This window comes from Cloacibacterium normanense, from assembly GCF_002943105.1.
Taxonomy (GTDB): domain Bacteria; phylum Bacteroidota; class Bacteroidia; order Flavobacteriales; family Weeksellaceae; genus Cloacibacterium.
Map to the genome: position 1 here is coordinate 557,948 of NZ_PTPZ01000001.1, position 23,347 is coordinate 581,294.

General features: G+C 32.0%; 20 protein-coding genes. 5 read left to right on the plus strand and 15 right to left on the minus strand.

Translation table 11 applies throughout. The features are described 5' to 3' along the window. Positions 1-64 precede the first annotated feature (64 nt). The 10 genes from rpmI to C3729_RS02565 all read right to left on the minus strand — a co-directional run bounded on the left by rpmI (position 65) and on the right by C3729_RS02565 (position 10,870). The gene (rpmI, locus tag C3729_RS02520) at positions 65-262 is read right to left on the minus strand and encodes a 50S ribosomal protein L35 (RefSeq protein WP_069799163.1); all 198 of its coding nucleotides are present in this window, start codon (positions 260-262) and stop codon (positions 65-67) included. A 130-nt stretch (positions 263-392) separates the two neighbouring features. Continuing rightward, entirely contained in the window at positions 393-923 is a 531-nt protein-coding gene (infC, locus tag C3729_RS02525; RefSeq protein WP_069799165.1) for a translation initiation factor IF-3, read from the minus strand. 137 nt (positions 924-1,060) lie between these two features. Beyond that, on the minus strand, positions 1,061-2,980 hold the full coding sequence (gene thrS, locus C3729_RS02530; protein ID WP_104792691.1) for a threonine--tRNA ligase: 1,920 nt from the start codon (positions 2,978-2,980) through the stop codon (positions 1,061-1,063). Positions 2,981-3,081: 101 nt separating this feature from the next. After that, positions 3,082-3,279: a hypothetical protein gene (locus C3729_RS02535; RefSeq protein ID WP_104792692.1), complete on the minus strand. Its 198-nt coding sequence runs from the start codon at positions 3,277-3,279 to the stop codon at positions 3,082-3,084. Positions 3,280-3,355: 76 nt separating this feature from the next. After that, positions 3,356-3,967, minus strand: coding sequence for a DUF4230 domain-containing protein (locus C3729_RS02540; RefSeq protein WP_104792693.1), 612 nt, complete (start codon positions 3,965-3,967; stop codon positions 3,356-3,358). Next, the gene (locus tag C3729_RS02545; protein WP_104792694.1) at positions 3,967-4,482 is read right to left on the minus strand and encodes a TlpA family protein disulfide reductase; all 516 of its coding nucleotides are present in this window, start codon (positions 4,480-4,482) and stop codon (positions 3,967-3,969) included. The genes C3729_RS02540 and C3729_RS02545 overlap by 1 nt, the downstream gene beginning before the upstream one ends. Positions 4,483-4,501: 19 nt before the next feature. Further along, positions 4,502-4,969 carry a nucleoside triphosphate pyrophosphohydrolase family protein gene (locus tag C3729_RS02550; RefSeq protein ID WP_104792695.1) on the minus strand — a complete coding sequence of 156 codons (468 nt, stop codon included), beginning with the start codon at positions 4,967-4,969 and terminating at the stop codon, positions 4,502-4,504. A 7-nt stretch (positions 4,970-4,976) separates the two neighbouring features. Continuing rightward, the gene (locus C3729_RS02555) at positions 4,977-6,209 is read right to left on the minus strand and encodes a cation:proton antiporter (protein ID WP_221404898.1); all 1,233 of its coding nucleotides are present in this window, start codon (positions 6,207-6,209) and stop codon (positions 4,977-4,979) included. A 101-nt stretch (positions 6,210-6,310) separates the two neighbouring features. After that, on the minus strand, positions 6,311-9,574 hold the full coding sequence (locus tag C3729_RS02560) for a zinc-dependent metalloprotease (RefSeq protein WP_104792696.1): 3,264 nt from the start codon (positions 9,572-9,574) through the stop codon (positions 6,311-6,313). Between the two features lie 156 nt (positions 9,575-9,730). Continuing rightward, entirely contained in the window at positions 9,731-10,870 is a 1,140-nt protein-coding gene (locus C3729_RS02565; protein ID WP_104792798.1) for an acyl-CoA dehydrogenase family protein, read from the minus strand. A 184-nt stretch (positions 10,871-11,054) separates the two neighbouring features. On the opposite strand from C3729_RS02565, the gene C3729_RS02570 reads away from it, so the two are divergent. Next, on the plus strand, positions 11,055-12,941 hold the full coding sequence (locus C3729_RS02570) for an endonuclease (RefSeq protein ID WP_104792697.1): 1,887 nt from the start codon (positions 11,055-11,057) through the stop codon (positions 12,939-12,941). A 12-nt stretch (positions 12,942-12,953) separates the two neighbouring features. Here C3729_RS02570 and C3729_RS02575 read toward each other — a convergent pair whose 3' ends face one another. Both C3729_RS02575 and C3729_RS02580 read right to left on the minus strand, forming a co-directional pair. Then, entirely contained in the window at positions 12,954-14,285 is a 1,332-nt protein-coding gene (locus tag C3729_RS02575; protein WP_104792698.1) for a helix-hairpin-helix domain-containing protein, read from the minus strand. A gap of 52 nt (positions 14,286-14,337) precedes the next feature. Then, complete coding sequence (locus tag C3729_RS02580; protein ID WP_069799204.1) at positions 14,338-14,685, minus strand: MerR family transcriptional regulator; 348 nt, start codon at positions 14,683-14,685, stop codon at positions 14,338-14,340. An 80-nt stretch (positions 14,686-14,765) separates the two neighbouring features. On the opposite strand from C3729_RS02580, the gene C3729_RS02585 reads away from it, so the two are divergent. Next, positions 14,766-15,665, plus strand: a complete 900-nt coding sequence (locus tag C3729_RS02585; RefSeq protein ID WP_104792799.1) for an SMP-30/gluconolactonase/LRE family protein — start codon at positions 14,766-14,768, stop codon at positions 15,663-15,665. 45 nt (positions 15,666-15,710) lie between these two features. Here the strand turns inward: C3729_RS02585 and C3729_RS02590 are convergent, their stop codons facing one another. Then, positions 15,711-17,018, minus strand: a complete 1,308-nt coding sequence (locus tag C3729_RS02590; RefSeq protein ID WP_104792699.1) for a DEAD/DEAH box helicase — start codon at positions 17,016-17,018, stop codon at positions 15,711-15,713. 269 nt (positions 17,019-17,287) lie between these two features. Here C3729_RS02590 and rpsA point away from each other — a divergent pair, with 269 nt between their 5' ends. Both rpsA and rplS read left to right on the plus strand, forming a co-directional pair. Further along, positions 17,288-19,066 (plus strand): 30S ribosomal protein S1, encoded by a 1,779-nt coding sequence (rpsA, locus tag C3729_RS02595; RefSeq protein WP_104792700.1) that lies wholly within the window; start codon positions 17,288-17,290, stop codon positions 19,064-19,066. Positions 19,067-19,299: 233 nt separating this feature from the next. Further along, positions 19,300-19,653, plus strand: a complete 354-nt coding sequence (gene rplS, locus C3729_RS02600; protein ID WP_069799210.1) for a 50S ribosomal protein L19 — start codon at positions 19,300-19,302, stop codon at positions 19,651-19,653. A gap of 137 nt (positions 19,654-19,790) precedes the next feature. Here rplS and C3729_RS02605 read toward each other — a convergent pair whose 3' ends face one another. Next, positions 19,791-20,336: a helix-turn-helix domain-containing protein gene (locus C3729_RS02605; protein WP_104792701.1), complete on the minus strand. Its 546-nt coding sequence runs from the start codon at positions 20,334-20,336 to the stop codon at positions 19,791-19,793. A 197-nt stretch (positions 20,337-20,533) separates the two neighbouring features. Continuing rightward, a complete protein-coding gene (locus C3729_RS02610) occupies positions 20,534-21,631 on the minus strand; it encodes a TerC/Alx family metal homeostasis membrane protein (RefSeq protein WP_104792702.1) in 1,098 nt (365 codons plus the stop codon). Between the two features lie 359 nt (positions 21,632-21,990). Between C3729_RS02610 and C3729_RS02615 the strand changes: the two genes are divergently transcribed. Next, the gene (locus tag C3729_RS02615) at positions 21,991-23,097 is read left to right on the plus strand and encodes a M14 family zinc carboxypeptidase (protein ID WP_104792703.1); all 1,107 of its coding nucleotides are present in this window, start codon (positions 21,991-21,993) and stop codon (positions 23,095-23,097) included. Positions 23,098-23,347 lie beyond the last annotated feature (250 nt).

Genomic DNA, 23,347 nt, shown 5'->3' on the forward strand with positions numbered 1-23,347 from the left:
TTCAGGGTTAACTTTTAATGAATTTTTTAGGAATTCTTATAAACCGAATATTGATTTATAAAAACTACTTAATTGCTAATTGGCGAAGAACGCTTTTCTCATCCACAGTAGCAACGTAAGAAGTTTGCGTAAGATTTCTCTTTTGCTTCGTTTCTTTTTTAGTTAAGATGTGGCTTTTGTAAGCATTTTTTCTTTTGATCTTACCTGTACCAGTAAGAGCAAAACGCTTTTTAGCACCTGATTTCGTTTTTAATTTTGGCATTGTTTTGCTTTTTATGTATTTGTTATCAATGAGTTTGCAAAATTATAAAAATTTATAATACTCTGCAATACTATAATCAAGAGATTTCAGAGGAGAAATCCCTTGATGTACAATTATTTCTTTTGAAAGATTATTTTGCCGCTTTTTTAGGGCTCATCATCATAATCATTCTCTTACCTTCTAGTTTAGGCATTTGGTCTACTTTTCCTACGTGTTCTAGCTCTTGAGCGAGTCTTAGAAGTAAGATTTCACCTTGGTCTTTGAAGATAATAGAACGTCCTTTGAAGAAAACATACGTTTTCAATTTAGAGCCTTCTTCTAAAAATTTCTCGGCATGTTTTTTCTTGAACTCGAAATCATGATCGTCTGTTTGAGGTCCGAATCTGATTTCTTTAACTACAACTTTTACTTGCTTAGCCTTGAGTTCCTTTTGTTTCTTCTTTTGTTCGTAAAGAAATTTTTTGTATTCAAGAACTCTACAGATATAAGGTTCTGCTTTATCTGAAATAACGACTAAATCAAGATCTTGTTCCTGAGCAATTGCAATAGCTCTTGCTAAAGGATACACTCCTGGTTCTACATTATCTCCTACTAAACGAACTTCCTTTGCGCGGATTTTTTCGTTAATTTGATGTAAGTCTTCTTGTACAGGGCGACGCATTGGTCCTCTTCCTCTGTGGTTAAATTTCTGTGCTATAGTTGTATAATTTTAAAGTTAATTTTTTTTAAAAATTTTAAATTATAGATTTTGAATTTTAAATTAAAACAAAATTCTTCTATAATTAAATCTAAAATTTCTTAGATTTTTGCTGCTTCTTTGAAATAGGTTACGAAATCTTCTAATTTCATTACTCCTAAATCGCCTTCTCCACGTCTTCTTACAGAAATGGTGCCGTTTTGTTCTTCATTTTCTCCTACGACTAACATAAACGGAATTTTCTTCAATTCTGCATCACGAATTTTCTTACCTGTTTTTTCGTTTCTGTCGTCAATTAATCCGCTAATATCGTGATTTTCTAATAATTGTGAAACTTTTTTAGCATAATCTACATATTTTTCAGAAATAGGCAGAATGATAAATTGATCTGGACTTAACCAAAGTGGGAAATCTCCTGCAGTGTTTTCTAATAGAATTGCAATGAAACGTTCCATAGAACCAAATGGTGCTCTGTGAATCATTACTGGTCTGTGTTTTTCATTGTCATTACCAGTGTACCAAAGGTCAAATCTCTCTGGTAAATTGTAATCTACCTGAATGGTTCCTAACTGCCAACTTCTGCCTAAAGCATCTTTTACCATAAAGTCTAATTTAGGACCGTAGAATGCAGCTTCGCCATATTCTACGATGGTTTTAAGACCTTTATTTTGTGCAGCAGTGATGATTGCATTTTCTGCTTTTTCCCAATTTTCTTCTGAACCGATATATTTTGATCTGTTTTCTTTGTCTCTAAGTGAAACTTGAGTCACGAAATCTTCGAATCCTAAGCTTTTGAAAACGTAAAGAACCAAGTCAATTACATCTTCAAACTCTTTTAATAATTGGTCTGGTGTACAGAATAAGTGAGCATCATCTTGAGTGAAACCTCTTACTCTGGTTAAACCGTGTAATTCACCAGATTGCTCGTATCTGTATACCGTTCCGAATTCTGCATACCTCTTAGGTAAATCTTTATAAGACCATTGAGAAGTTTTATAAATTTCGCAGTGATGCGGACAGTTCATTGGTTTTAAGAAAAATTCTTCGCCTTCGTTTGGCGTTTTAATGGATTGGAAAGAATCTGCTCCATATTTTTCATAGTGACCAGAAGTTTTGTACAATTCAATATTCCCAATATGAGGAGTCATTACAAATTCATAACCACCTTTTTTCTGAGCTTCTGAAAGGAAATTTTCTAATTTTTTTCTTAGCGCAGTTCCTTTTGGCAACCAAAGTGGTAAACCAGCACCTACTTTTTCAGAAAAAGCGAAGATTCCTAGTTCTTTTCCTAGTTTTCTGTGGTCTCTTCTTTTTGCTTCTTCTAATCTTTCTAGATATTCTGTCAATTCTTTTTGTTTAGGGAAAGAAATTCCGTAAACTCTAGTCAATTGCTTGTTTTTTTCGTCTCCTCTCCAATATGCTCCAGCTGCATTAAGAATTTTTACAGCTTTTACAATTCCTGTACTTGGAATGTGACCACCTCTACAAAGGTCTGTGAAGTTATCATGCGTACAGAACGTGATTTCGCCGTCTTGTAAATTTTCGATTAATTCAGTTTTGTAAGGATTGTCTGCATATTCTTTCAGTGCATCTGCTTTAGAAACCGAATAAAGATTGAAAGTCGCATCTTTTTTAGCGTTTTCGAGCATTTTTTTCTCGATTTTTTCAAAATCTTTTTCAGAAAGAGATTCATCACCGAAATCTACATCGTAATAAAATCCGTTTTCAATCGCAGGACCAATCGTCAATTTAGCATTTGGATAAAAATCTAAAATAGATTGAGCCAAAATGTGTGCTGAAGAATGCCAAAAAGCTTTCTTTCCTAAATCATCATTCCAGGTAAGCAACGTAAGCGTAGCATCTTCTGTAATTGGCGTCGTGACTTCTACTTGTTTGCCGTTTACCACAGCAGAAATAGTGTTTCTAGCCAAACCTTCAGAGATAGATTTTGCAACTTCTAGAGGTGTAACTACACCTTCAAACTCACGAATGCTTCCGTCTGGAAGAGTAATTTTAATCATTTTGGAATCCTAATTTTAATAATGTGCAAAAATAAGGATTTTTTTTGATGTTTCTTAAATTCAGAGCTAATATTAGAACTTAAAATAGAAAACCGAAGAAATTACGCTTCGGTTTTATTTTGTTCGGTATTGTCTGTTCTGCCATCTTGGTGAAGTTTAGAAGTTTTTTTGACTTGTTTTTCTTCAACTTTAGAAGCACCTTCTAATCTTGGAGTTTGAGGCAGATTAGGAAAATCTTGATTTTGTTTAGCGTTTTGCGCGTTATTTTCTGCGGTATTTTTTCTTTTATCTTTTTCCATGATTTTTGAATTTTTAAGTTATTCAAAATTCTGGAAAATTCTTAGGAAATCTGTTATACAATATTGTGAAAAGTTTTTAGAATTTAGACAAATCAAAACTTTGCGTTTCGTCTACGATTTCATAATTTAATGCTTTAGCTAAAACGAAAATTTCATTCAAATTCGTCATTAATTGTTTTCTGCCTTCTGTTCTCAACTTGTTTTGATCAACAGTTTTTTCGGCATTTTTTCTAGCATTATTGGTGATTCTTTTGAAGTCTTCTTCAGAAAAACGATCGAAAAATGAATCGTCAAGCGAAGTGATTTCTGCATCCGTAAAAATCTTGATGTCAGCATTTGGGATTTCTTTGATAATCATTTTTTTATCAACAGAATCTACCTCGATTTTCATTTTTTTCAAATCATAAGTGACCTGTGCTTTTGCTTTGGTGAAAATCACGATTTCTTTTTCACTAGAAGGTAAACCTTTGATTCCAAAAAGTTGATTGGTGATTTTGGTTTTTTGCAAGTTCGAAAAATCTTGTTCTATCACCACCATTTTATTCATTTTAGAAATTTGGTTGGTGAGCACATAGTAATCCGTAGAAACTTGGTCATCATTTTTGCCAAAATTTCTGAAAAAATAAACGAGCAATAAAGTAAGGATTACACCTATGGTAAAACCAATGATTTGTTTAATGTAATTCATTATTTTTTGATAATGTTCAATAAATCTTTTTCAATAAAACCAGTTTCTGGTTCTTCAATTATTCTACCAATTTCCTTGCCATATTTTTCTACGATAATGGTAGGAACGTGCGTAATGTTATATTTTACTTCTTCACCATCTGGAGCTTGTTTCTGTCTGTTTACCCCAATGATTTGGAGTTTGCTTTCAGGGAATTTGGTTTCTTCTAGAATTTTCATCAGTCTAGGGAAATTTCTTTTGCTGTCTCCGCACCAAGTTCCTAGAAATACGATGATATTATATGAATTGATTTTTTCTTTCTTTAAGCCTTCTAGAGCGGTTTTATCGATAGGATAGATGGTGTAATTTTCATCATACCAAGCTTTGTAAGGCTCTTTTTGAAATTGGTCTAAAGATTGGCTTCCTAGAAGCATTTTTCCGTATTCTGGAGTGTCAATTTCTCTATTGATGATTACTTTTTGAGCGCAAGAATTAAGTGCCATACCTAAAATGATTAATGTGATTATTTTTTTCATTTTTTTCAAAATTATGTGTTTATTTTTCTAATATACTTTTGAGATTTGCACTAGAATAGTACTTATTTTTTAAAACTTTATTGTCTGAAACTCTGTGTACATTATATTTGTCTCCAGACATTTCGTAATAAGCATTTTCTCCTCTTGAAGTGTAAAATTCTACAGTTTCTTGGGCTTGTTCTTCTGTTTCACAAGCTTTTGACATGTTAGAACGCTGTACTTCATTAAACAAATCTACAAATTTTTCGCCTAAACCAAATTCAAGAACTGCGCCAGAAAGTACATATTGTAAATCACAAAGTGCATCTGCAATTTCTACGATGTCTTGGTCTTCAATGGCTTGTTTCAGTTCGTTTAATTCTTCCTGAAGTAAAGCAATTCTAAGGTTGCATCTTTCTGCAGAAGGAATCTGTGGATTTTCTAAAATAGGTGCGTTGAAAGTTCTGTGAAATTCTGCAACTTGGTTTAAACTGTCTATTTTTTCCATTTAATTTTTATGATTTTTTATCTATTAATTTAAAACTTCTTTTAAGCATAATTGGAGTAGAAAGAGTGGTGAGAACTCCCATAATTACTAGAATGGAGAATACTTCAGCGTTAATGAGTCCTGCTTTGTAAGCAATATTTGCAATCACTAATTCCATGATTCCCCTTGCATTGAGACCAATCCCAAGTGTAAGTGAATTTTTGCTGTCTAAACCAGCCATTCTTCCTCCAAAATAGCCTCCAAAAATTTTAGAAAAATATGAAACGGCAATTACGGTGAGTAAAAGTCCAATATTTTGGATAGAAGTCACATTAAATTCTAAGCCAATTCCTGCAAAGAAAATTGGCGCCAAAAATCCCATTGCTAAACCATTTGTTGTTTTATGAAAGGAATCTAAATGTTTTTTGCCTACTAAATTTTCGCTGATGAGCATCGCTGCAAAAAATGCTCCGATGATGAAATGAAGTCCTAAAGATTCTGTAATAGTAGAAAATGTAAGTACAAAAACGAAAAATATAGCATAAAGTGATTCTTTTCCTTTTAATAAAAGTAGTAATTTATTCAATTGTCTTTCGAAGTAATTCTCTCGATTAGACAATTTCTTAATTAAATAATAAGCAGCGAATAAAATCACTACAAAAATGGTTAGTTTTAATAGAGAAATTGAAGCGTTTTTTACCACATTTGAAAGGGTCATTTCGCTGTCATTGATATTAAGGATAAGTCCTAAAATGGTAAGTGCAATAACATCATCAAAAATGGCAACCGATATGATTTTTTGACCAATATAAGAGTTGATTTTGCCTAAATCCATTAAAATTCTAATACTTACAGGTAATGCAGTGATGGCTACGCATAATCCTATAAATACGGTGGTCATGATGTCTTTGTCAAAATAATAACCTACGGCAATTCCACTTAAAATAGGTACAAAAAACGCCATCAATGAAATGATGATATTTCTGCCTTTTAAAGATTTTAAAATGTCATCTAAGTTGATTTCCAATCCGGCAATAATCACTAAAAGGAAAATTCCCAATTCTGAAATGACTTTGATGTCTTCTGTTCTGTGAACAATGTTTAAAAGTGAAGGACCTACAATAATTCCGGCTATAATTTCGCCAATCATAGCAGGTTGTTTGAACCTTTCAAAAATTTCACCAAAAACTTTTGCTACCACTAATAAAATGAGCAAATTGGTGAAAAAAGGAAGTTCAAAATGAGGCATATTGAATCCCATAGTTTTCTCTTAATTTTTGACAAAAATATAATTTAAAATCGACAAATAAATAAAGGCAACTAAAATTTAGTTGCCTTTATGATTAAATTTAATTAATGATTTTATTCCTTGATGAAAATCTTAGAAACGTGGTCTATTTTTAGGATATAATTACCTTTTGGAAGACCATTTACTTGAATGGTATCATTTGTAAGTTTTCCTTTTTGAACTAATTTTCCAGAGAAATCTAGGATTTCGTAGTTAGAATTGTTTTTTACATTTTTCACCATCATTAGATCTCCTTTTACAGGATTTGGCAAAATAAGTAAATCTGTAGGAAGGTTAGTAGTATCTCTTACACTTAGAGCACTAGCAGGGTTTGGAGTTCCAATGTTATCGCAATTGGGAACTGTTGTAGTGATTGCAAGTGCGTCCCATTCAGTTGGAGTATAAACTGTATTTGGCATAATAACATTTCTCCTCAAATCCGTATCTTTTGCAAAATTAGAAGAACTATTAAATGTTCCAACAACATCAATCAATGTACCATTTTTAAATAAGCCTACTGGGTCATTACCGTTAAAATCTATAGGAGCGCCTCCTACACTTTGAGCAGTAAAATTACAAGTAGATAATGATGTAGAAGTGTTTTTAAGTACAAGAGTAGATTTAGGGTTAATGGTTCCGGTTAGTTTAAGTTCGTTATTCCATGCTCCAGAGCCATCAGCTTGTTTCTTGATAGAGTACGCACTTAATGAAATTGCAGAAAGCGTAGGATTTGTAATTTCTAATACTTTATTATTGCTAGTGCCTTCGTAATATTCTGAAATGTAAAGTTCTGTAGCGGCAGGAGCAGCTAAAGTAGTTACGGAAACTGCATTACTTAATGGAGAAACATTTCCTGCTAAATCTTTGGCCTTTACGGTAAAGATATAAGTGGTAGACGCTGTAAGTCCTGTTACTGTATAAGGAGAAGTTGTTACTGACGTAATAAGTACTCCATCTTTATAAATTTCATATCCAGTTACCCCTATATTGTCTGTTGCTCCTGTAAATGTTAAAATTGTAGAAACATTTGTAGTTGCCGAAGCTGAAAGTGTAGGAGTTGTAGGAGCCTCTGTGTCTGGAGCTAATGTTGTAATATTTACTGCATTACTGTTTTCAGAGATATTATTAGAAGCATCTTTAGCTTTTACTGTAAAAGTATAGCTTGTAGAGGCGGTTAATCCATTTACCGTATATGGGGAAGAATTGGTGTTAGTAAGGAAATTTCCATCTTTATAAATGTCATAGCTTGTTACTCCAATATTGTCAGTGGCGCCAGCCCAGCTTAAAGTTGTTGTGCTAGAAGTGGTATTACCAGCGGTTAAGTTAGGAGCGGTTGGAGCTTGGGTGTCAGGAGGAGTAATAGAAAAATTAGCTGTATTTACATTAAAGAAAACACCGCTAGAAGCTTTTACCATAAACCTACATGTGTTGCTAGTGATATTAGGAATGGTAACGCTTTGAGAGCCATCATTTGGGGTTCCTGTAAGAATATTATCCCAAGTATTTCCACCATCTGTAGAAAGTAAAATATCTACATTTGAAGAGAGTGTATTTGTATTTGCCACATTCCAAGTTATGGTTTGAGAAGAACCTTGAGGGAATGAAACTCCTGCAGAATTCTGTGAAGTTACAGTAAATGGTCCATAATTAGAATTTACGGTTACAATCATATCATCATATGAATTACCTGCTCCATTAGCTTTGTTATCTCTTACTGTGAATCGGAATTTCATGCTTCTACTTACAGATGGTAGTACTTCCACTGTAATTTCTGATCCTGCTGTACTTGTAGAACCATTAAGAACCGAACTCATTTTTGGGAAGTATCTCACAGGTGTGTTAGTAGCAGGGTAAGATCTAAATGCAGGACCTGATGTTTTAGTTGCAGAAGGGTTTGTAGTAGATGCATTTTGTACATCCATTTGCTCCCAACTAAAAGTAAGGTTGTCGTTATTTATATCTGTTCCTGTTCCTATAAGTATAAAAGGAGTACTTTTAGGAACTGTCACATCTGCACCAGCATTGGCTGTAGGTGCGGTATTTCCTGTTGGAATGTTTATTGAACAATTTCCACTAGAACTTTTCACATAGTCTGTAATCTGTTGAATAGAAATTGCATGGAAATATGGATCAGAGTGTGCTTGTATATCTTTAGTAGTGATCCCAGCATATCCCATGATGGTAGAGCCACTTCCTGGTTCTACTTGCGCAATTGTTCCTTCTGAACCATGAGTGAAAGTATGATTTCCACCAAACTGGTGTCCCATTTCGTGTGCTACATAATCTATATCGAAGCTATCACCAGAAGGGATATTGTCTGCGGGAGAAGTGAATCCTTGACCTTTATACCAATACCATTGTTCAACTGAATCATAAGAGGTGTTATTATTACAAACGCATCCAATACATCCTGCATTGCCACCACCACCACTAGCACCAAATAAGTGTCCTATATCAAATTTACTGTCACCAATTCCGTATGTTGATCCATGTAATACATTCATTAATTCTGTATTCCATGCACCATCTACTCCAGTACTGGAACTAGAGTAAGGATCTGATGAAGCAGAAGTAAATATAATGTTTTCTTGTTCTGGAATAAGAATTAATCTCATAGCAAAATCATTTTCAAAAACACCATTAACTCTGGTCATGGTATTATTCATAGCTGCTAAAGCAAGTGCTTTAGTTCCTCCAAAATATTGAGTGTACTCTCCAGTACAAGATAAAGCTAAGCGATAAGTTCTTAATAAACCATCATCTGCACTTAAGATTTTTCCCATTTTTAGACCGTCGGTAGAACTTTTTGCTGAAGTAGCGCATTCAAATTTGTTTTTTGAACTTCCTTTGTCTGATTTTTTATATACTACATAAGTAGAATTGTTATTGTCATAAGGTTCTACAAAAACTGCTTCTTTGCCAAGTCTTAACTGCATAGACGAAAGTCCAAGAGGAGAAAGGCTGAAATAAATTTTTGCAGATTTTCCATCAATGCTTTCACCATAATAGGTTGCTATTTCTGGATGTGCAGCTTCTAGTTCTGGTGAGAAGTTAGAAGTCTTATAAATGCTGAAATTTTGAAATTCACTTTCAGAAACGGGAAACGAAACAGTAACCGCAGATTTTGAAAGTTTGGTTGTTTTTCTAGGGGATTCCGAAATAATTTGTTTCAGTTTATCTACGTCTAGATTAAACAGTGTAGGTTTGCTAATTGTTCTTTTGTTTGCTCTAATTTCTTTGTTTTTTAGACCTTTTGCGGGTGTCCACAAATTGTCATTTTGTCCAAAAATTAAAGTAAAACAAAGAAGAGCAAAAAGAGATAGTAGTGTCTTCTTCATAGTTAATTTTTTAAAAAGGACAACAAAGCTAGTAAATATCAATTAATTACAAGTAATTAAATTAATATTTTTTTTAAAAGTTAATATATTAGTTAAATCTAATTCATAAAAAAGCCATACTAAAAAAGTATGGCTTGATGCATTGTATTTATGTTTTTATCTTGTAATTTCTCTCCCAATTACTAATCTTTGGATTTCAGAGGTTCCTTCTCCTATGGTGCAAAGTTTAGAATCTCTGTAGTATTTTTCCGCAGGGAAGTCTTTAGTATAGCCGTAACCACCAAAAATCTGAAGAGCATTATTGGCAATTCTTACACAAGCTTCAGAAGCATAAAGTTTTGCCATTGCGCCTTCTTTAGTCATTTTTTGCTTATTATTTTTAAGTTCTGATGCTCTTTGAATCAATAATTCTGCAGCATCTATTTCTGTTGCCATATCAGCTAACATAAAATTTACCGCTTGGAAATTAGAAATAGATTTCCCAAATTGATGTCTTTCTTGAGCATATTTCAGAGCGGCTTTATAAGCTCCTCTTGCAATTCCTAAACTCAGAGCAGCAATAGAAATTCTACCTCCATCAAGAATTTTCATAGCTTGTTTAAATCCATCACCTACTTCTCCTAATCTATGAGAATCTGGAATTCTCACATTGTCAAAAATCAATTCTGCAGTTTCAGAAGCTCGCATTCCGAGTTTATTTTCTTTTTTGCCAGAAGTAAATCCGGGCATTCCTTTTTCTAGAACGAAAGCAGTAGAATTGTTAGGTGTTCCTTTTTCGCCAGTTCTGGTCATTACTACAGCAATGTCTCCAGAAATAGCATGGGTAATGAAGTTTTTAGCACCATTAATCACCCATTCGTCACCATCTTTAACAGCAGTGGTAGACATTCCTCCTGCATCTGAACCGGTATTATGTTCGGTTAAACCCCAAGCTCCAATTACCTGACCACTCGCTAATTTTGGTAACCATTTTTTTCTTTGTTCTTCATTTCCAAATTCATAGATATGATTGGTGCAAAGTGAATTATGTGCAGCTACAGAAAGACCAATAGAAGGGTCTACTTGTGAAATTTCATCTAAAATAGCTACGTATTCATGATAGCCCAATCCAGAACCTCCGTATTCTTCTGGAATGATGATTCCCATGAATCCCATTTCGCCTAACTTATGGAATAAATCTACTGGGAAAGTTTGGCTTTCGTCCCATTCCATAATGTGAGGTCTAATGTTTACTTCTGCAAAATCTCTTGCAGTTTCGGCTATCATTTTTAGATTATTTAATATTTCTGTATTCATAAATTTTTGTTTGCTCAAATATAATTGAAAAACTTTAGGCGTAAAAATATTTTTTTGAATCAAATTTAAAAAAAGAGATATTTATCATGCTAATTTTTAACCTTTTGATTTTCAGTTTTCAACTCCTATTACTTATTTTTTATGTTAAATAATGTAGTATCTTTGTAGACCCTATAAAATCGAAATGAAGAAGTTTTTACTATTTTTATTTATCGTGCCAATAAGTTATTGTGCACAGATTCCTGTTGGTTATTATAACGGAACTGAAGGATTAACTGGCTATGCACTAAAAAGTAAAGTGCATGAAATTATTTCACAAAAAATATTTTCTTACAGTTATAGTCAAATAGGACCACTGTATGCTTATACAGATTTAGATAAATATTATGAAAATGACAATACCGTTTTAGATATTTACTCTGAAAAACCAACGGAAGCAGACAGTTATAATTATAATTTAACACAGAATATAAGTTCTGCAACAGCTGAAGGTGAAGGTTGGAATAAGGAACACGGAATGCCTCAAAGTACTTATTATGGAATTTATCCTATGTATTCTGATATGCATTATTTAATTCCTGCTGATGCTAGAATTAATCAGTTAAGAAGTAACTATCCGTATGCAAGAAATAATGGCGAATCTAATGTTTTCAGCAATGGTTCAAAAAGAGGAAAAAGTACTACACCTGGCTACAGTAATTTAGTATATGAACCCATAGATGAATTCAAAGGAGATGTGGCGAGATATTTATTGTATTTTGCAGTAAGATACGAAGGAAATCTGAACCTTTATAATCATCAACTATCTACTATGCCTCTTGATGGAAGCGAAGAAAAAGCTTTTGAAGATTGGTATATCGCCATGCTTAAGGATTGGAATGCACTAGACCCTGTTTCACAGAAAGAAAGAGATAGAAATAATGCAGTTTTTGCTATTCAAAAAATAAGAAATCCTTTTATAGACCATCCAGAATGGGTAAATATGATTTGGAGTGAAACACCAGATGCAGTTGCTCCTCAAGCTCCTTCTAATTTGTCGATTTCGCAAGTAGGCAAGAATTTTGTTACCCTTTCGTGGACGCCTAGTTCAGATACAGATGTATTAGGATATAAAGTTTATGTAAATGGGACTTATGTAAAATATTCTAAAACCAATTCGGTTACCATTGATAGATTATCTCCTTCTACAGCATATAATGTGACTGTAAAAGCTTATGATAAAGGATATTTACTTTCTCCAGATAGTAACCAAGTTTCTGCAACTACTTTGTCATCAGATAATTTTGCTAAAGATTTAATGATTACAAAATATATAGAAGGCACTACAAGTAGTACTTCCGACATCTATAATACCGCTATTGAAATTACTAATCTTACTGGTCACGATGTGAATTTAGGTAACTATTACTTGAATATAGAATTTAAAAGTTCTACCTCTTATTACTTATCAGATCCTTATCAATTAGAAGGTAAAATAGCTCACGGTGAAAGTATTGTGATTATTAATCCTAAATCTAATTTTGATGGAGTAGATGTTAATCAATATAAATTTGTGACCAATTCTGCACCATTAACCTTTACAGGAAGTCAATATGTAGAACTTTCTTACGGCACTAAAACCATAAAAACTATTTCTACAAATAATTATGAAATGTTATTTGAAACGGTAGATGCTGTAGGTTCAAGAGGAGTTTCTAATACGAATGCTAATAAATCACTTTACAGAAAATCTAATATAAGCAATCCTAATGATGCTTTTAATACCTCTGAGTGGACAGAATACGGAATGAATTATACAATAGGATTAGGACGTTTCTTGGCCACAAATGAACCTGAAAAAGTAGAATTAGCATTTGAAATTTATCCAAATCCAGTTACTGAAAAGCTTTATGTAACTGGTAAAAATCTTTCTAAAGTTTCAAAAGCTACTATCTATGATGTTTCGGGAAAATTAATTCAAGAAATTAATAATCCTTTCAATAATTTTAATAGCATTGATGTTTCAAATTATAAAACAGGTATTTATATTTTAAAAATTAATGAAAATTCTTATAAATTTTTGAAAAAGTAATTTTGTGATTGCCTATTTCAAGTACAATCGCATTTTAGCTTCATCTTCGGGTTTTGCTTTCATCTTTTCAAAAATGGTAGATTCTTTCGGGAAACTAATTCTGTAATAGATGATTTTATTGGCATAATATCTGAAATAAGGATGGTTTTTCAACCAATCTTCGGGAGCATCTAATAAACTAAATTTTTGAACATTCATATTATTTACCGGAGAGGCATTGATAAGTTTCTCCGCTAAATTTTTGTCAATATTATACGTTTCTAAAATCTGACTGCTTTTCACAAAACCACCCAGTTTATTTCTAAAACCAATAAAACTTGCTGCAGATTTTTCGTCAAAACCAAATTCTATAAGTTGCTGAAATGTTATTTTATTCAAATCTGTTTTACTAAAGTCAGTAACATTTTTTGCTTTTTCAGGAAGGTTTTGTGCTGTATTTTCTGAAGTTTTTTGAATGAAATTCAATTTAATGTAAGGCTTTAATTCATTGAATTTCTCTTCTGAAATCACAAAGCATTTTTTAATATCTTCTAATGATTTGAAGCTACCTTTCAAATTTCGTTCTCTATAATTTACAATAACTAAAGCCTGTTTTTCGCTAAAACCTAATTTTTGCCAACCATTTGTATCTAAACTGTTCGGGTCAAATTCAAAGTATTGAATTTTAGGTTTTTCGGAAGCAGTATTTTGGTATTTTCTTTCAAAATTTTCGGGTGTTTTTTCTGGAAGAAGCAAGAAAGGAGAGAGTTTTTGGTAATTTTCTGGACTGATGATGAAGCATTCTTTAAATTTTTCTTTACTCACAAAACTTCCGCCTAAATATTGCTTGTATTTAATGATTGCAGCAGCTTGTTTCTCCGAAAAGCCTAATTTTGCCCAATCTTTTTGAGAATATTCGTCTGGATTGAATTTACCTTTAATTAGGAGCTCTTTATGCTCAAATTTTGTAAAATTTTTCTGTGAATTTTTAGAATTATTTTCGGGTAAAAGAATGTAGGGTTCTAGTTCTGCAAACTTTTCTTCGGAGATAGAATAGCATTTTTTCAGTTGTTCTTTAGAAGTGAAATTACCGCCTACAATTTCCTTATATTTTAAAATGGTTTTCACTTGTTTGGCAGTAAAACCTAAGTTTTCCCATTGCTTTTCATTGAGCTGATTTGGGTCAAAATCTGTAAGAAAAAGTTGAGGTTCGTTGCTATTTATAAAATGAATTTCAGGGAATTTTGTTTCTTGTTTTCCTTTGTAAACAAGATAACTTAATTGAAATATGACAATGAAAATTCCGAGTAAAGAAAGAGCATAGAATTGCTTTTTCCTTATTTCAAAAGGTAATTTGGGTTTCATGGTGTTTGTTTTACCCAAATATAAGAATTTTCAGAAAAACTAAATGAAATTTTTAAACGGCTTCGTCTCTATCTAATAATGAGTTTTTAAGTTTTAAAAGTTCAGATTTTACAAATTCTAAACGGTCTAAAACTTCTACCGTTTCATTGATTTTTTGATTGGTAGTAAGTGCAATTCTGGCGCCGTCTAAAGTATAACCCTTTTCTTTTACGAGATGATAAATGATTTTTAGATTTTTGATGTCTTCTGGAGTAAAATAACGGTTTCCTTTTTTGTTTTTCTTAGGTTTTATAATAGGAAATTCTTGCTCCCAATATCTGATTAAGGAAGCATTTACACCGAAAGCTTTTGAAACTTCTCCTATAGAATAGTATAATTTGTCTGGTAAATTGAGTTTCATAGTCTATAAAATCGAATTTCAAAGATAGAAATTTTTTTGTTTTAAAGAGCTATCGTAACTTGCCAAGAAATTTAAATCTCATGTTTAAAAAAATCACTGCACTTTTCTTCGCTTTCTTACTGATTGTAAATTGTTCTTCAAAAAAATCCATAATATCAAATGATTTGGTTCAAGAAAATACAGAAATAGAGCTTATTTCCAGCCAATTTAGTTTTACAGAAGGTCCTGCTTCTGATGCGTTTGGAAATGTTTATTTTACAGATCAACCCAATGACAAAATTTACGTTTGGAACTGGAAAACCAATCAAATTGAAGAATTTTTAGATAAAACAGGAAGAGCAAACGGAACTTTTTTTGACCAAAAAGGAAATTTATTGACGTGTTCTGATGAAAACGGAGAAATTTGGAAAATCAACGAAGATGGAGTAGCAGAAGTGTTAACCACCAGTTTTGAAGGCAAAAGATTAAACGGTCCTAATGATTTATGGGTAGATGAAAACAACGGAATTTATTTTACAGACCCGTTATATGTGAGAGATTATTGGAAAAATTTCAAACAAGAAATTCCTGAAAAAAACTTGTATTACAGAAATTCTGATGGTAAAATTACCAAATTAGATACTTTCACTCAACCCAATGGAATTGTAGGAAGTCAGAAATTGAAAAAATTATACGTTTCTGATATTGATGCTGGTAAAACTTATGTTTATGACATTCAAGGAGATGGGAAATTGACAAATAAAAAATTATTTTGCAATTTAGGTTCAGATGGAATGACTTTAGATAATCTCGGAAACCTTTATTTAACTGGAAAAGGAGTAACGGTTTTTAATAAATATGGAGAACAAATTCATCATATTTCTGTGCCAGAAAATTGGACGGCAAATGTAACTTTCGGTGGCGAAAATTTCTCTACTCTGTTTATAACTGCTTCTAAATCAGTTTACACGCTAAAAATGAATGTTTCAGGAATTAAATAATAAACGAAATAAAAATGCCAAAGAAATTTATCTTTGGCATTTATTTTAATAAGCGATTTCCATTTTTATTTTCTTGCCTTTCAGCTTTTCATTGGCAAGTTTTTTCAGAACATCCTTTACTTTATTCCTCGCAACTGCAACGTAAGAAGTGGTGTCTTTTACTTCAATAATACCGACATCTTCTTTGGCTAATTCTCCTTTTTTGATAAGGTAACCTACAATGTCTACTTTGTTGACTTTATCTTTTTTTCCTGCGCTGATGTAAATCGTTTGGAAAGGAGTTTTTGCCGGAATTCTGTAATTTTCAGTAACGTTTTCTTCTGGTGTATTGACTTTAATGAAAGGGAAATTTTCTTCCTCAGTCATAATTAAGTAAGCAAAACCTTTGGCGTGCATTCTTGCAGTTCTTCCGTTTCTGTGGATGAAAGCATCTTCTTTTGGAGGTAATTGATAATGCACAATAGATTCTACTTCGGGAATATCTAAACCTCTGGAAGCCAAATCGGTAGTAATTAAAATTCGGGTAGAATCGTTTCTGAATTTCAACAAAGCGCGTTCTCTTTCGTCTTGTTCCATACCACCGTGAAATGTTTCTTTATCGATGCCTTTTTCTCTTAAAAGTTCAGAAATTCTATCCACTGCATCTCTGTGATTGCAGAAAATTAGTGTTCTTTTGTTCCCGATTTTGCAAATGAGTTTAAAAAGTGTTTCCAATTTTTCTTCTGGAATCGTCATCACTTTTTTTAGTTGAATATTAGGTTTTGCTTCGCCTAATTTTAAAAAGTTGATGGTCTTTTCATTTTCTAATCCTACAAATTTCGGAATATTATCCATCGCAGTTGCTGAAGTTAGAAAACGCTGAGAAATATTTTTTAAAGAATTGATAATGAAATTCATGTCTTCTTCAAAGCCTAATTCTAAAGCTTTGTCAAATTCATCTAAAACCAAAGTTTTAATGGTTTTGGGCTCGAAATTATTATTTTTGAGATGATACGCAATTCTCCCAGGTGTTCCAATTAAAACAGCAGGAGCCTGAGTAAGATTATTGATTTCAATTTTTTTATCGTGACCGCCATAGCAAATAGTTACCTTGAAATTGGTTCCCATATTTTTGAAAACTTGTTCTATTTGAAGAGCCAATTCTCTTGCGGGAACCAGAATAATCGCTTGAATTCCCGAAATATCTTTTTGTAAATTTCTAAGTACTGGAAACAAAAACGCGAGCGTTTTTCCCGAACCTGTTGGGGAAAGTAAAATGATATCTTGTTCGTTTTCAGATGCTTGAAAGGTAGATTTCTGCATTTGATTCATTTCTTGAATCTGCAGTTTTTCATAGATTGGTTGTAATTCCATTTTGCAAATTTAAGATAAAGGTTTGGGTTTATCAGAATCTTATTGATAATGCATTAAATTAAGGTCTTGATTAAGTATATTTTAAGCTGAATAATTCTTTGAAAATTAGCAGAAAAAGTCATTGCTATTTTATAAAAAATTTGTAATTTTGCACCACTTTTGTGGAAGTAGTTTTGGCGAAGTAAAACATTAGTAATTAACATCTTCCGTATTTTTTAGAATCCACATAATGCCAAAGCTAAAAAAGAAGGAATACAAATTTTTTTATTATGTCTGAATTGACAAACCAAGAAGCATTATTAAATGCAAACGTAGCACCAGAACAATTTGATTGGGATTCTTTTGAATCAGGTCTTGACGCTGATGCAAGAAAAGAAAAAAATGATTTAGAAGAAATCTACAAAGGTTCTCTTAATGATCTTTCTGAAACTGATGTAATCATCGGTAAAGTAGTAAGATTAACTGATAAAGAAGCGATTGTAGATATCAATTTCAAATCAGAAGGTGTAATTTCTCTTAACGAATTCCGTTACAACCAAGGTTTACAAGTAGGTGATGAAGTAGAAGTAATGGTAGACAGAAGAGAAGATAAATCTGGTCAATTACAATTATCTCACAAAAAAGCTAGAACGCTTAAAGCTTGGGATAGAGTAAATGAATACCACGAGTCTGGAGAAATCGTAAACGGTTTCGTAAAATCTAGAACTAAAGGTGGTATGATTGTAGATGTTTTCGGTATCGAAGCATTTTTACCAGGTTCTCAAATTGATGTTAAACCAATCAAAGATTACGATCAATTCGTAGGTAAAACTATGGAATTCAAAGTGGTGAAAATCAACCCAGAATTCAAAAACGTAGTAGTATCTCACAAAGCGTTAATCGAAGCTGATATCGAAGGTCAGAAAAAAGAAATCATCGCTCAATTAGAGAAAGGTCAAGTTCTTGAAGGAACAGTTAAGAACATTACTTCTTACGGTGTATTCATCGATTTAGGAGGTGTAGATGGTCTTATCCACATTACAGATCTTTCTTGGTCTAGAGTTAACCATCCATCAGAAATTCTTTCAGACGGACAAGTGGTAAAAGTGGTTATCCTTGATTTCGATGATGAGAAAACTAGAATCCAATTAGGTATGAAGCAATTAGAAGCTCATCCTTGGGATGCTCTTTCTGCTGACTTAAAAGTAGGTGACAAAGTAAAAGGAAAAGTAGTAGTTCTTGCTGACTATGGTGCATTCGTAGAAGTTGCTCCAGGTGTAGAAGGTCTTATCCACGTTTCTGAAATGTCTTGGTCTACTCACTTAAGATCTGCTGGTGATTTCGTGAAAATTGGTGACGAAGTAGAAGCTGTAGTTCTTACTTTAGATAGAGAAGAAAGAAAAATTTCTTTAGGAATTAAGCAATTAACTCCAGATCCATGGGCTGATATCCAAACTAAATATCCAGTTGGTTCTCAACACGTTGGAACTGTAAGAAACTTCACTAACTTTGGTGTATTCGTAGAACTAGAAGAAGGAATTGATGGTCTTATCTACATTTCTGATCTTTCTTGGACTAAGAAAATCAAGCATCCATCTGAGTTCTGTGCTGTAGGTGATAAACTAGACGTAATCGTTCTAGAATTAGATACTGAAGCTAGAAGACTTTCTTTAGGTCACAAACAATTAACTGAAAATCCTTGGGATAAATTCGAAACTAAATATGCAGAAGGAACTGTTCACTCAGGAAAAGCTACAGATGTTTTCGATAAAGGTGCTCAAGTTCAGTTCGAAGATGCTGAAGTAGAAGCTTTCGCTCCTTCTAGATTATTAGAAAAAGAAGATGGTTCTAAAATCAAAAAAGGTGAAACTGCTGATTTCAAAGTAATCGAGTTCAATAAAGAATTCAAAAGAGTAGTAGTATCTCACACTGGTATCTTCAGAGATGAAGAGAAAAAAGCTGCAAAGGAATCTAAGCCAGCTGCATCTTCTTCAGGTGAAGAAAAATCTACACTTGGTGATATCGATGCTTTAGCAGAATTAAAGAAAAGAATGGAAGAAGGTAAATAATCTTCCTGAGATTTCATAAATTTTAAACCGTCTCATTTTATAAATGAGGCGGTTTTTTATGTTTACCCTATAACTCATTGATTTACTTGTCATTGATTTCAGTTTTTATCAATAAAAATTACAAAAGATATTTGCTTGTTTCAAAGAAAATTAATAATTTTACAACCTGTTAATCAACCTCTGACGAAAGCCGTGAACGTTGTTTAGCTTTCCAAAAATTATTTTTATAAAAAATGGATTTATTAAAGTACGTACAAGACAAGTACATTGCTAAAAAAGAATTCCCAGAATTCAAAGCTGGTGATACCATTACTGTGTATTACGAAATTAAAGAAGGTAACAAAACGAGAACTCAGTTCTTCAAAGGAGTTGTAATCCAACTAAGAGGAACAGGTGCTACTAAAACTTTCACCATCAGAAAAATGAGCGGTGATGTAGGAGTAGAAAGAGTTTTTCCAATCAACATGCCTGCTTTACAAAAAATTGAAGTAGATAGAAGAGGAAAAGTTAGAAGATCTAGAATTTTCTACTTCAGAGATCTTAGAGGTAAGAGAGCAAGAATCAAAGATGCTGCTTACAAAAAGTAATCACCTCTCTAGAAAAAAGAATAAAAGCATTCCAAAAATTTTTGGAATGCTTTTTTATTTTATGGAATCTAAGAATTTTTAATTTCTATTCATCACATCATCAATCACATTATCACATCATCACATCATCACATTAACTAGGGTTCAAAAGCTTCAAATTTTCCGTTTTCGTAGAAGAAAACAATTCTCTTGATTTTATTTTCTGTAGGTAAATTTGCAATTGATTGATTTACAATATTTTGAACTTCTGAAATGTCTTCCTGAACTTCTAATCGCTGAGAATCGCTTATTTTTTCTTTTTTTGGAGTAGGGAAAGATGTATTAGATTCTCGCGGTGTTTCTTTTTGAAGATTTTCTTGAATGAAAATTTCATTTTTATAATCTTCATCAATTAATGTAAAAAGATCAGGCGAAGAATTTTCTTCCTCTAGATTTATTTTCGATTCGCTAGTGGATAGAGCAGAATCATTTTGTAGCATTTCTCCTTGACCTAAAATAATCCAATCCCAACTGATTTCAGGAAATCTGTTTTTGATCTTGACAATGAATTCTAGGGAAGGTTTATTTCTCCCCGAAATGATATGTGAAATACTGGAACGCTGAACATCTATTTCGTCTGCAAATTCTGATGCGGTAAATCCAGAATATTCTAAAATTTTAGTAAATCTGTCATTTATATTCATGTTACAAATGTAATAATTATAATTTACATAAGTAAATACAATTGTAAACAAAGGAAAAATTCACAATTTTACATTTGTATAAACATCACTAAAAACATTATGAATAAAGGATTTCAATTAATTTACAATATTAAAATTCTAAATTATTTTTCTAATAAAAACACAAAAAAAACTCTCATTACTGAGAGTTTAAATTTTTATTCGTGATGATGAAGATGTTTTTCATCTTCTTGATTAAATTTCAGTTTCCTGTCTTTTTTCTTCTCTGGAAACAGTAATGAGAAGAATACACTAGCTCCTAAAATGCTTACAATAATTAACAGTGAATGCGTAGTAGTAAAGCCCCATTCTTCTAGATAACTATGTCCTAGCATTTTTAAACCAATGAATGTAAGTAATGCTGCTAAACCAATTTTTAAGAATCTAAACTTATCGATAATTCCTGCTAATAAGAAGAACATAGAACGAAGTCCGATAATTGCAAAAATGTTTGAAAAGAAGACAATATAAGGATCTTTAGTCACCGAAAATATTGCAGGAATAGAGTCTACTGCAAAAATCAAATCGGTAAATTCTATAATAATAAGAACTAAGAATAATGGGGTAAGTTTCTTAACTCCATCAATTGTTACAAAGAATTTACTGCCTACAAAATGTGGATGAACTTTAAAATATTTATTGGCAAATCTTACAACAGGGTGGTTCTGAGTATCTATTTCCTCATCTTTATCTTTATCCACAAACATTTTGATACCTGTAAACACTAAAAATGCTCCAAATACATACATTATCCAGCTGAATTTCTCAATTAAAGCTGCGCCTACGAAGATGAAGATGAAACGCATAACGATAGCGCCTAAAATGCCCCAAAAAAGAACTCTGTGGTAATTTCTTTGTGCCACTCCGAAAGCTGTAAATACCAACACGATTACAAATATATTATCTACTGATAATGCATATTCTACTACATAACCTGTAAGATATTCTAATCCTAAATTCTGATTATAAATAGCAATACTGTGCTCTAAATCATTCGGAATTACCGTAATAGGATGGTGATGTTTGTTAATCACCGTTTGTAATTTCTCAATACTATCAATTCCGTGGAGCATGTGTCCATAAGTAATCAACAGAAAATAAAAGCCTAAAGACAAACAAACCACAAAAAAACTCATTAATCCAGCTTGTTTCAGTGAGATGGTGTCTGATTTTTTGTGCAATAGTCCTAAGTCTAAAGCTAATATGAAAAAGATGAATACTACAAAGGATAGTAAAAACAAAGTCTCGTTTGACATAAATTTTAAAATTTTAAGTGGTCAAAGATAACTATAATTAAGAAAATTTCAATATTTTACATTTGTAAATAAACTAAATCTGAAAACTTTATTAACATTAAAAATGTTTAATGGTATAACTCTACAAATGGCTTTACTAACAGGATTTAAGTATTAAAGTATATTTATAAATTAACTTTATATAAATTTCATAAAATACTGATTTTGTTTATTTTATATTTTTTAATTATTAAAAATGTAATTAACAATTTTTTCCACAGACATTATGTCTTTTTTTATTGTTTAAATAATTTACAAATGTTAATTAGGAGATTAATTCTTTTTATAGTATTTTTGAGTCGTCAAAATTTATCCACATTATGCATTCTACTTTTCAGTATCAGAAAAACCCTAATTTCCCAAATCGTTATATTTCGCCTAAAAGCCTTCAAAATTTTCTACAAGAGAATCTCAGCGATTACATTACTTTAATAGGTACTTCTACTCTAGGTGAACCTATTTATCAATTTTCTTATGGTTCTGGCGGCATTAAGGTCTTAGCTTGGTCTCAGATGCACGGAAATGAGAGTAATTCTACTCACTGTATGCTGGATTTGTGGTATTCTTTAGAATCTCAACCTCAACTCAAAGAAAAATTATTCCAAAATATATCTTTAGATTTCCTTTTTATGCTCAATCCAGATGGTTCTAAAGTTTGGTCGCGCAGAAATTCTCTTGATATAGACATGAATAGAGATTATTTACAGAATGCAAGCTGCGAAATGAATCTCTTAAAAGAAATTGCGTTTTCTAAAAAGTATGATTACGCTCTGAATTTACACGAACAGAGAACTATTTTTTCTACAGATGGTAAAAATCCCGCTACTTTATCATTTTTAGCGCCTTCAGAAGATTATGACAGAACTGTTACCGAAAATCGTAAAAAAAGTATGGCGGTTATTGCAAGTATATATAATGTATTGAGAATGCAAATTCCTAATCAGATTGCAAGATATTCTGATGAGTTTTACCCAACTTCTACTGGTGATAATTTCATGAGAGCAGGAATTCCAGTAATTTTATTTGAAGGTGGTCATTTTCCTGATGATTATCAACGTTTTGGCACTAGAAAATATTACACAATTGCTTTATATACAGCGCTTTCTAATATTGGATTGTTAGATAGAAAGACTTATGGCTACGAAACATATTTCGAAATTCCTGAAAACAAAGAATCGCATTTTGATGTTATTTATAGAAATGTGAAACTTAATACCGATTTTGAATGTGTATTAGACGTTGCGGTTCAATATAAAGAAGAGATTAAAGAAGGAGAAGAGGAAATTTCTTTCGTTCCGATTGTAGTAGAAGTGGGAGATCTGCACAGAAAAAAAGGGTGGAAAGAAATAGATTGTACAGGAAAGAAATTTATTTCCGAGAACAAATTCCCTAAACTAGAAGCCATTCAGAACTTTACTATTGAATAAATTAACAATTTTATTCTTTATATTATAGATTTAGCCTATTAATTTTTGAGAAATTATTAGGCTTTTTTATTTTCCAAATTTTATTTTATAAAAAACTTGTTTCTTGATTTATATCATAAAAGTTTACAAATATTTTAATTTAAAATATTGATTTATAGCATTTTAATGTTTTTAAATTTTCAAAAAGTTTACAAAAACGAAAATTTATTTTAAAAATTAATATTGAGGATTTGATTTTTTGTCTAATTTT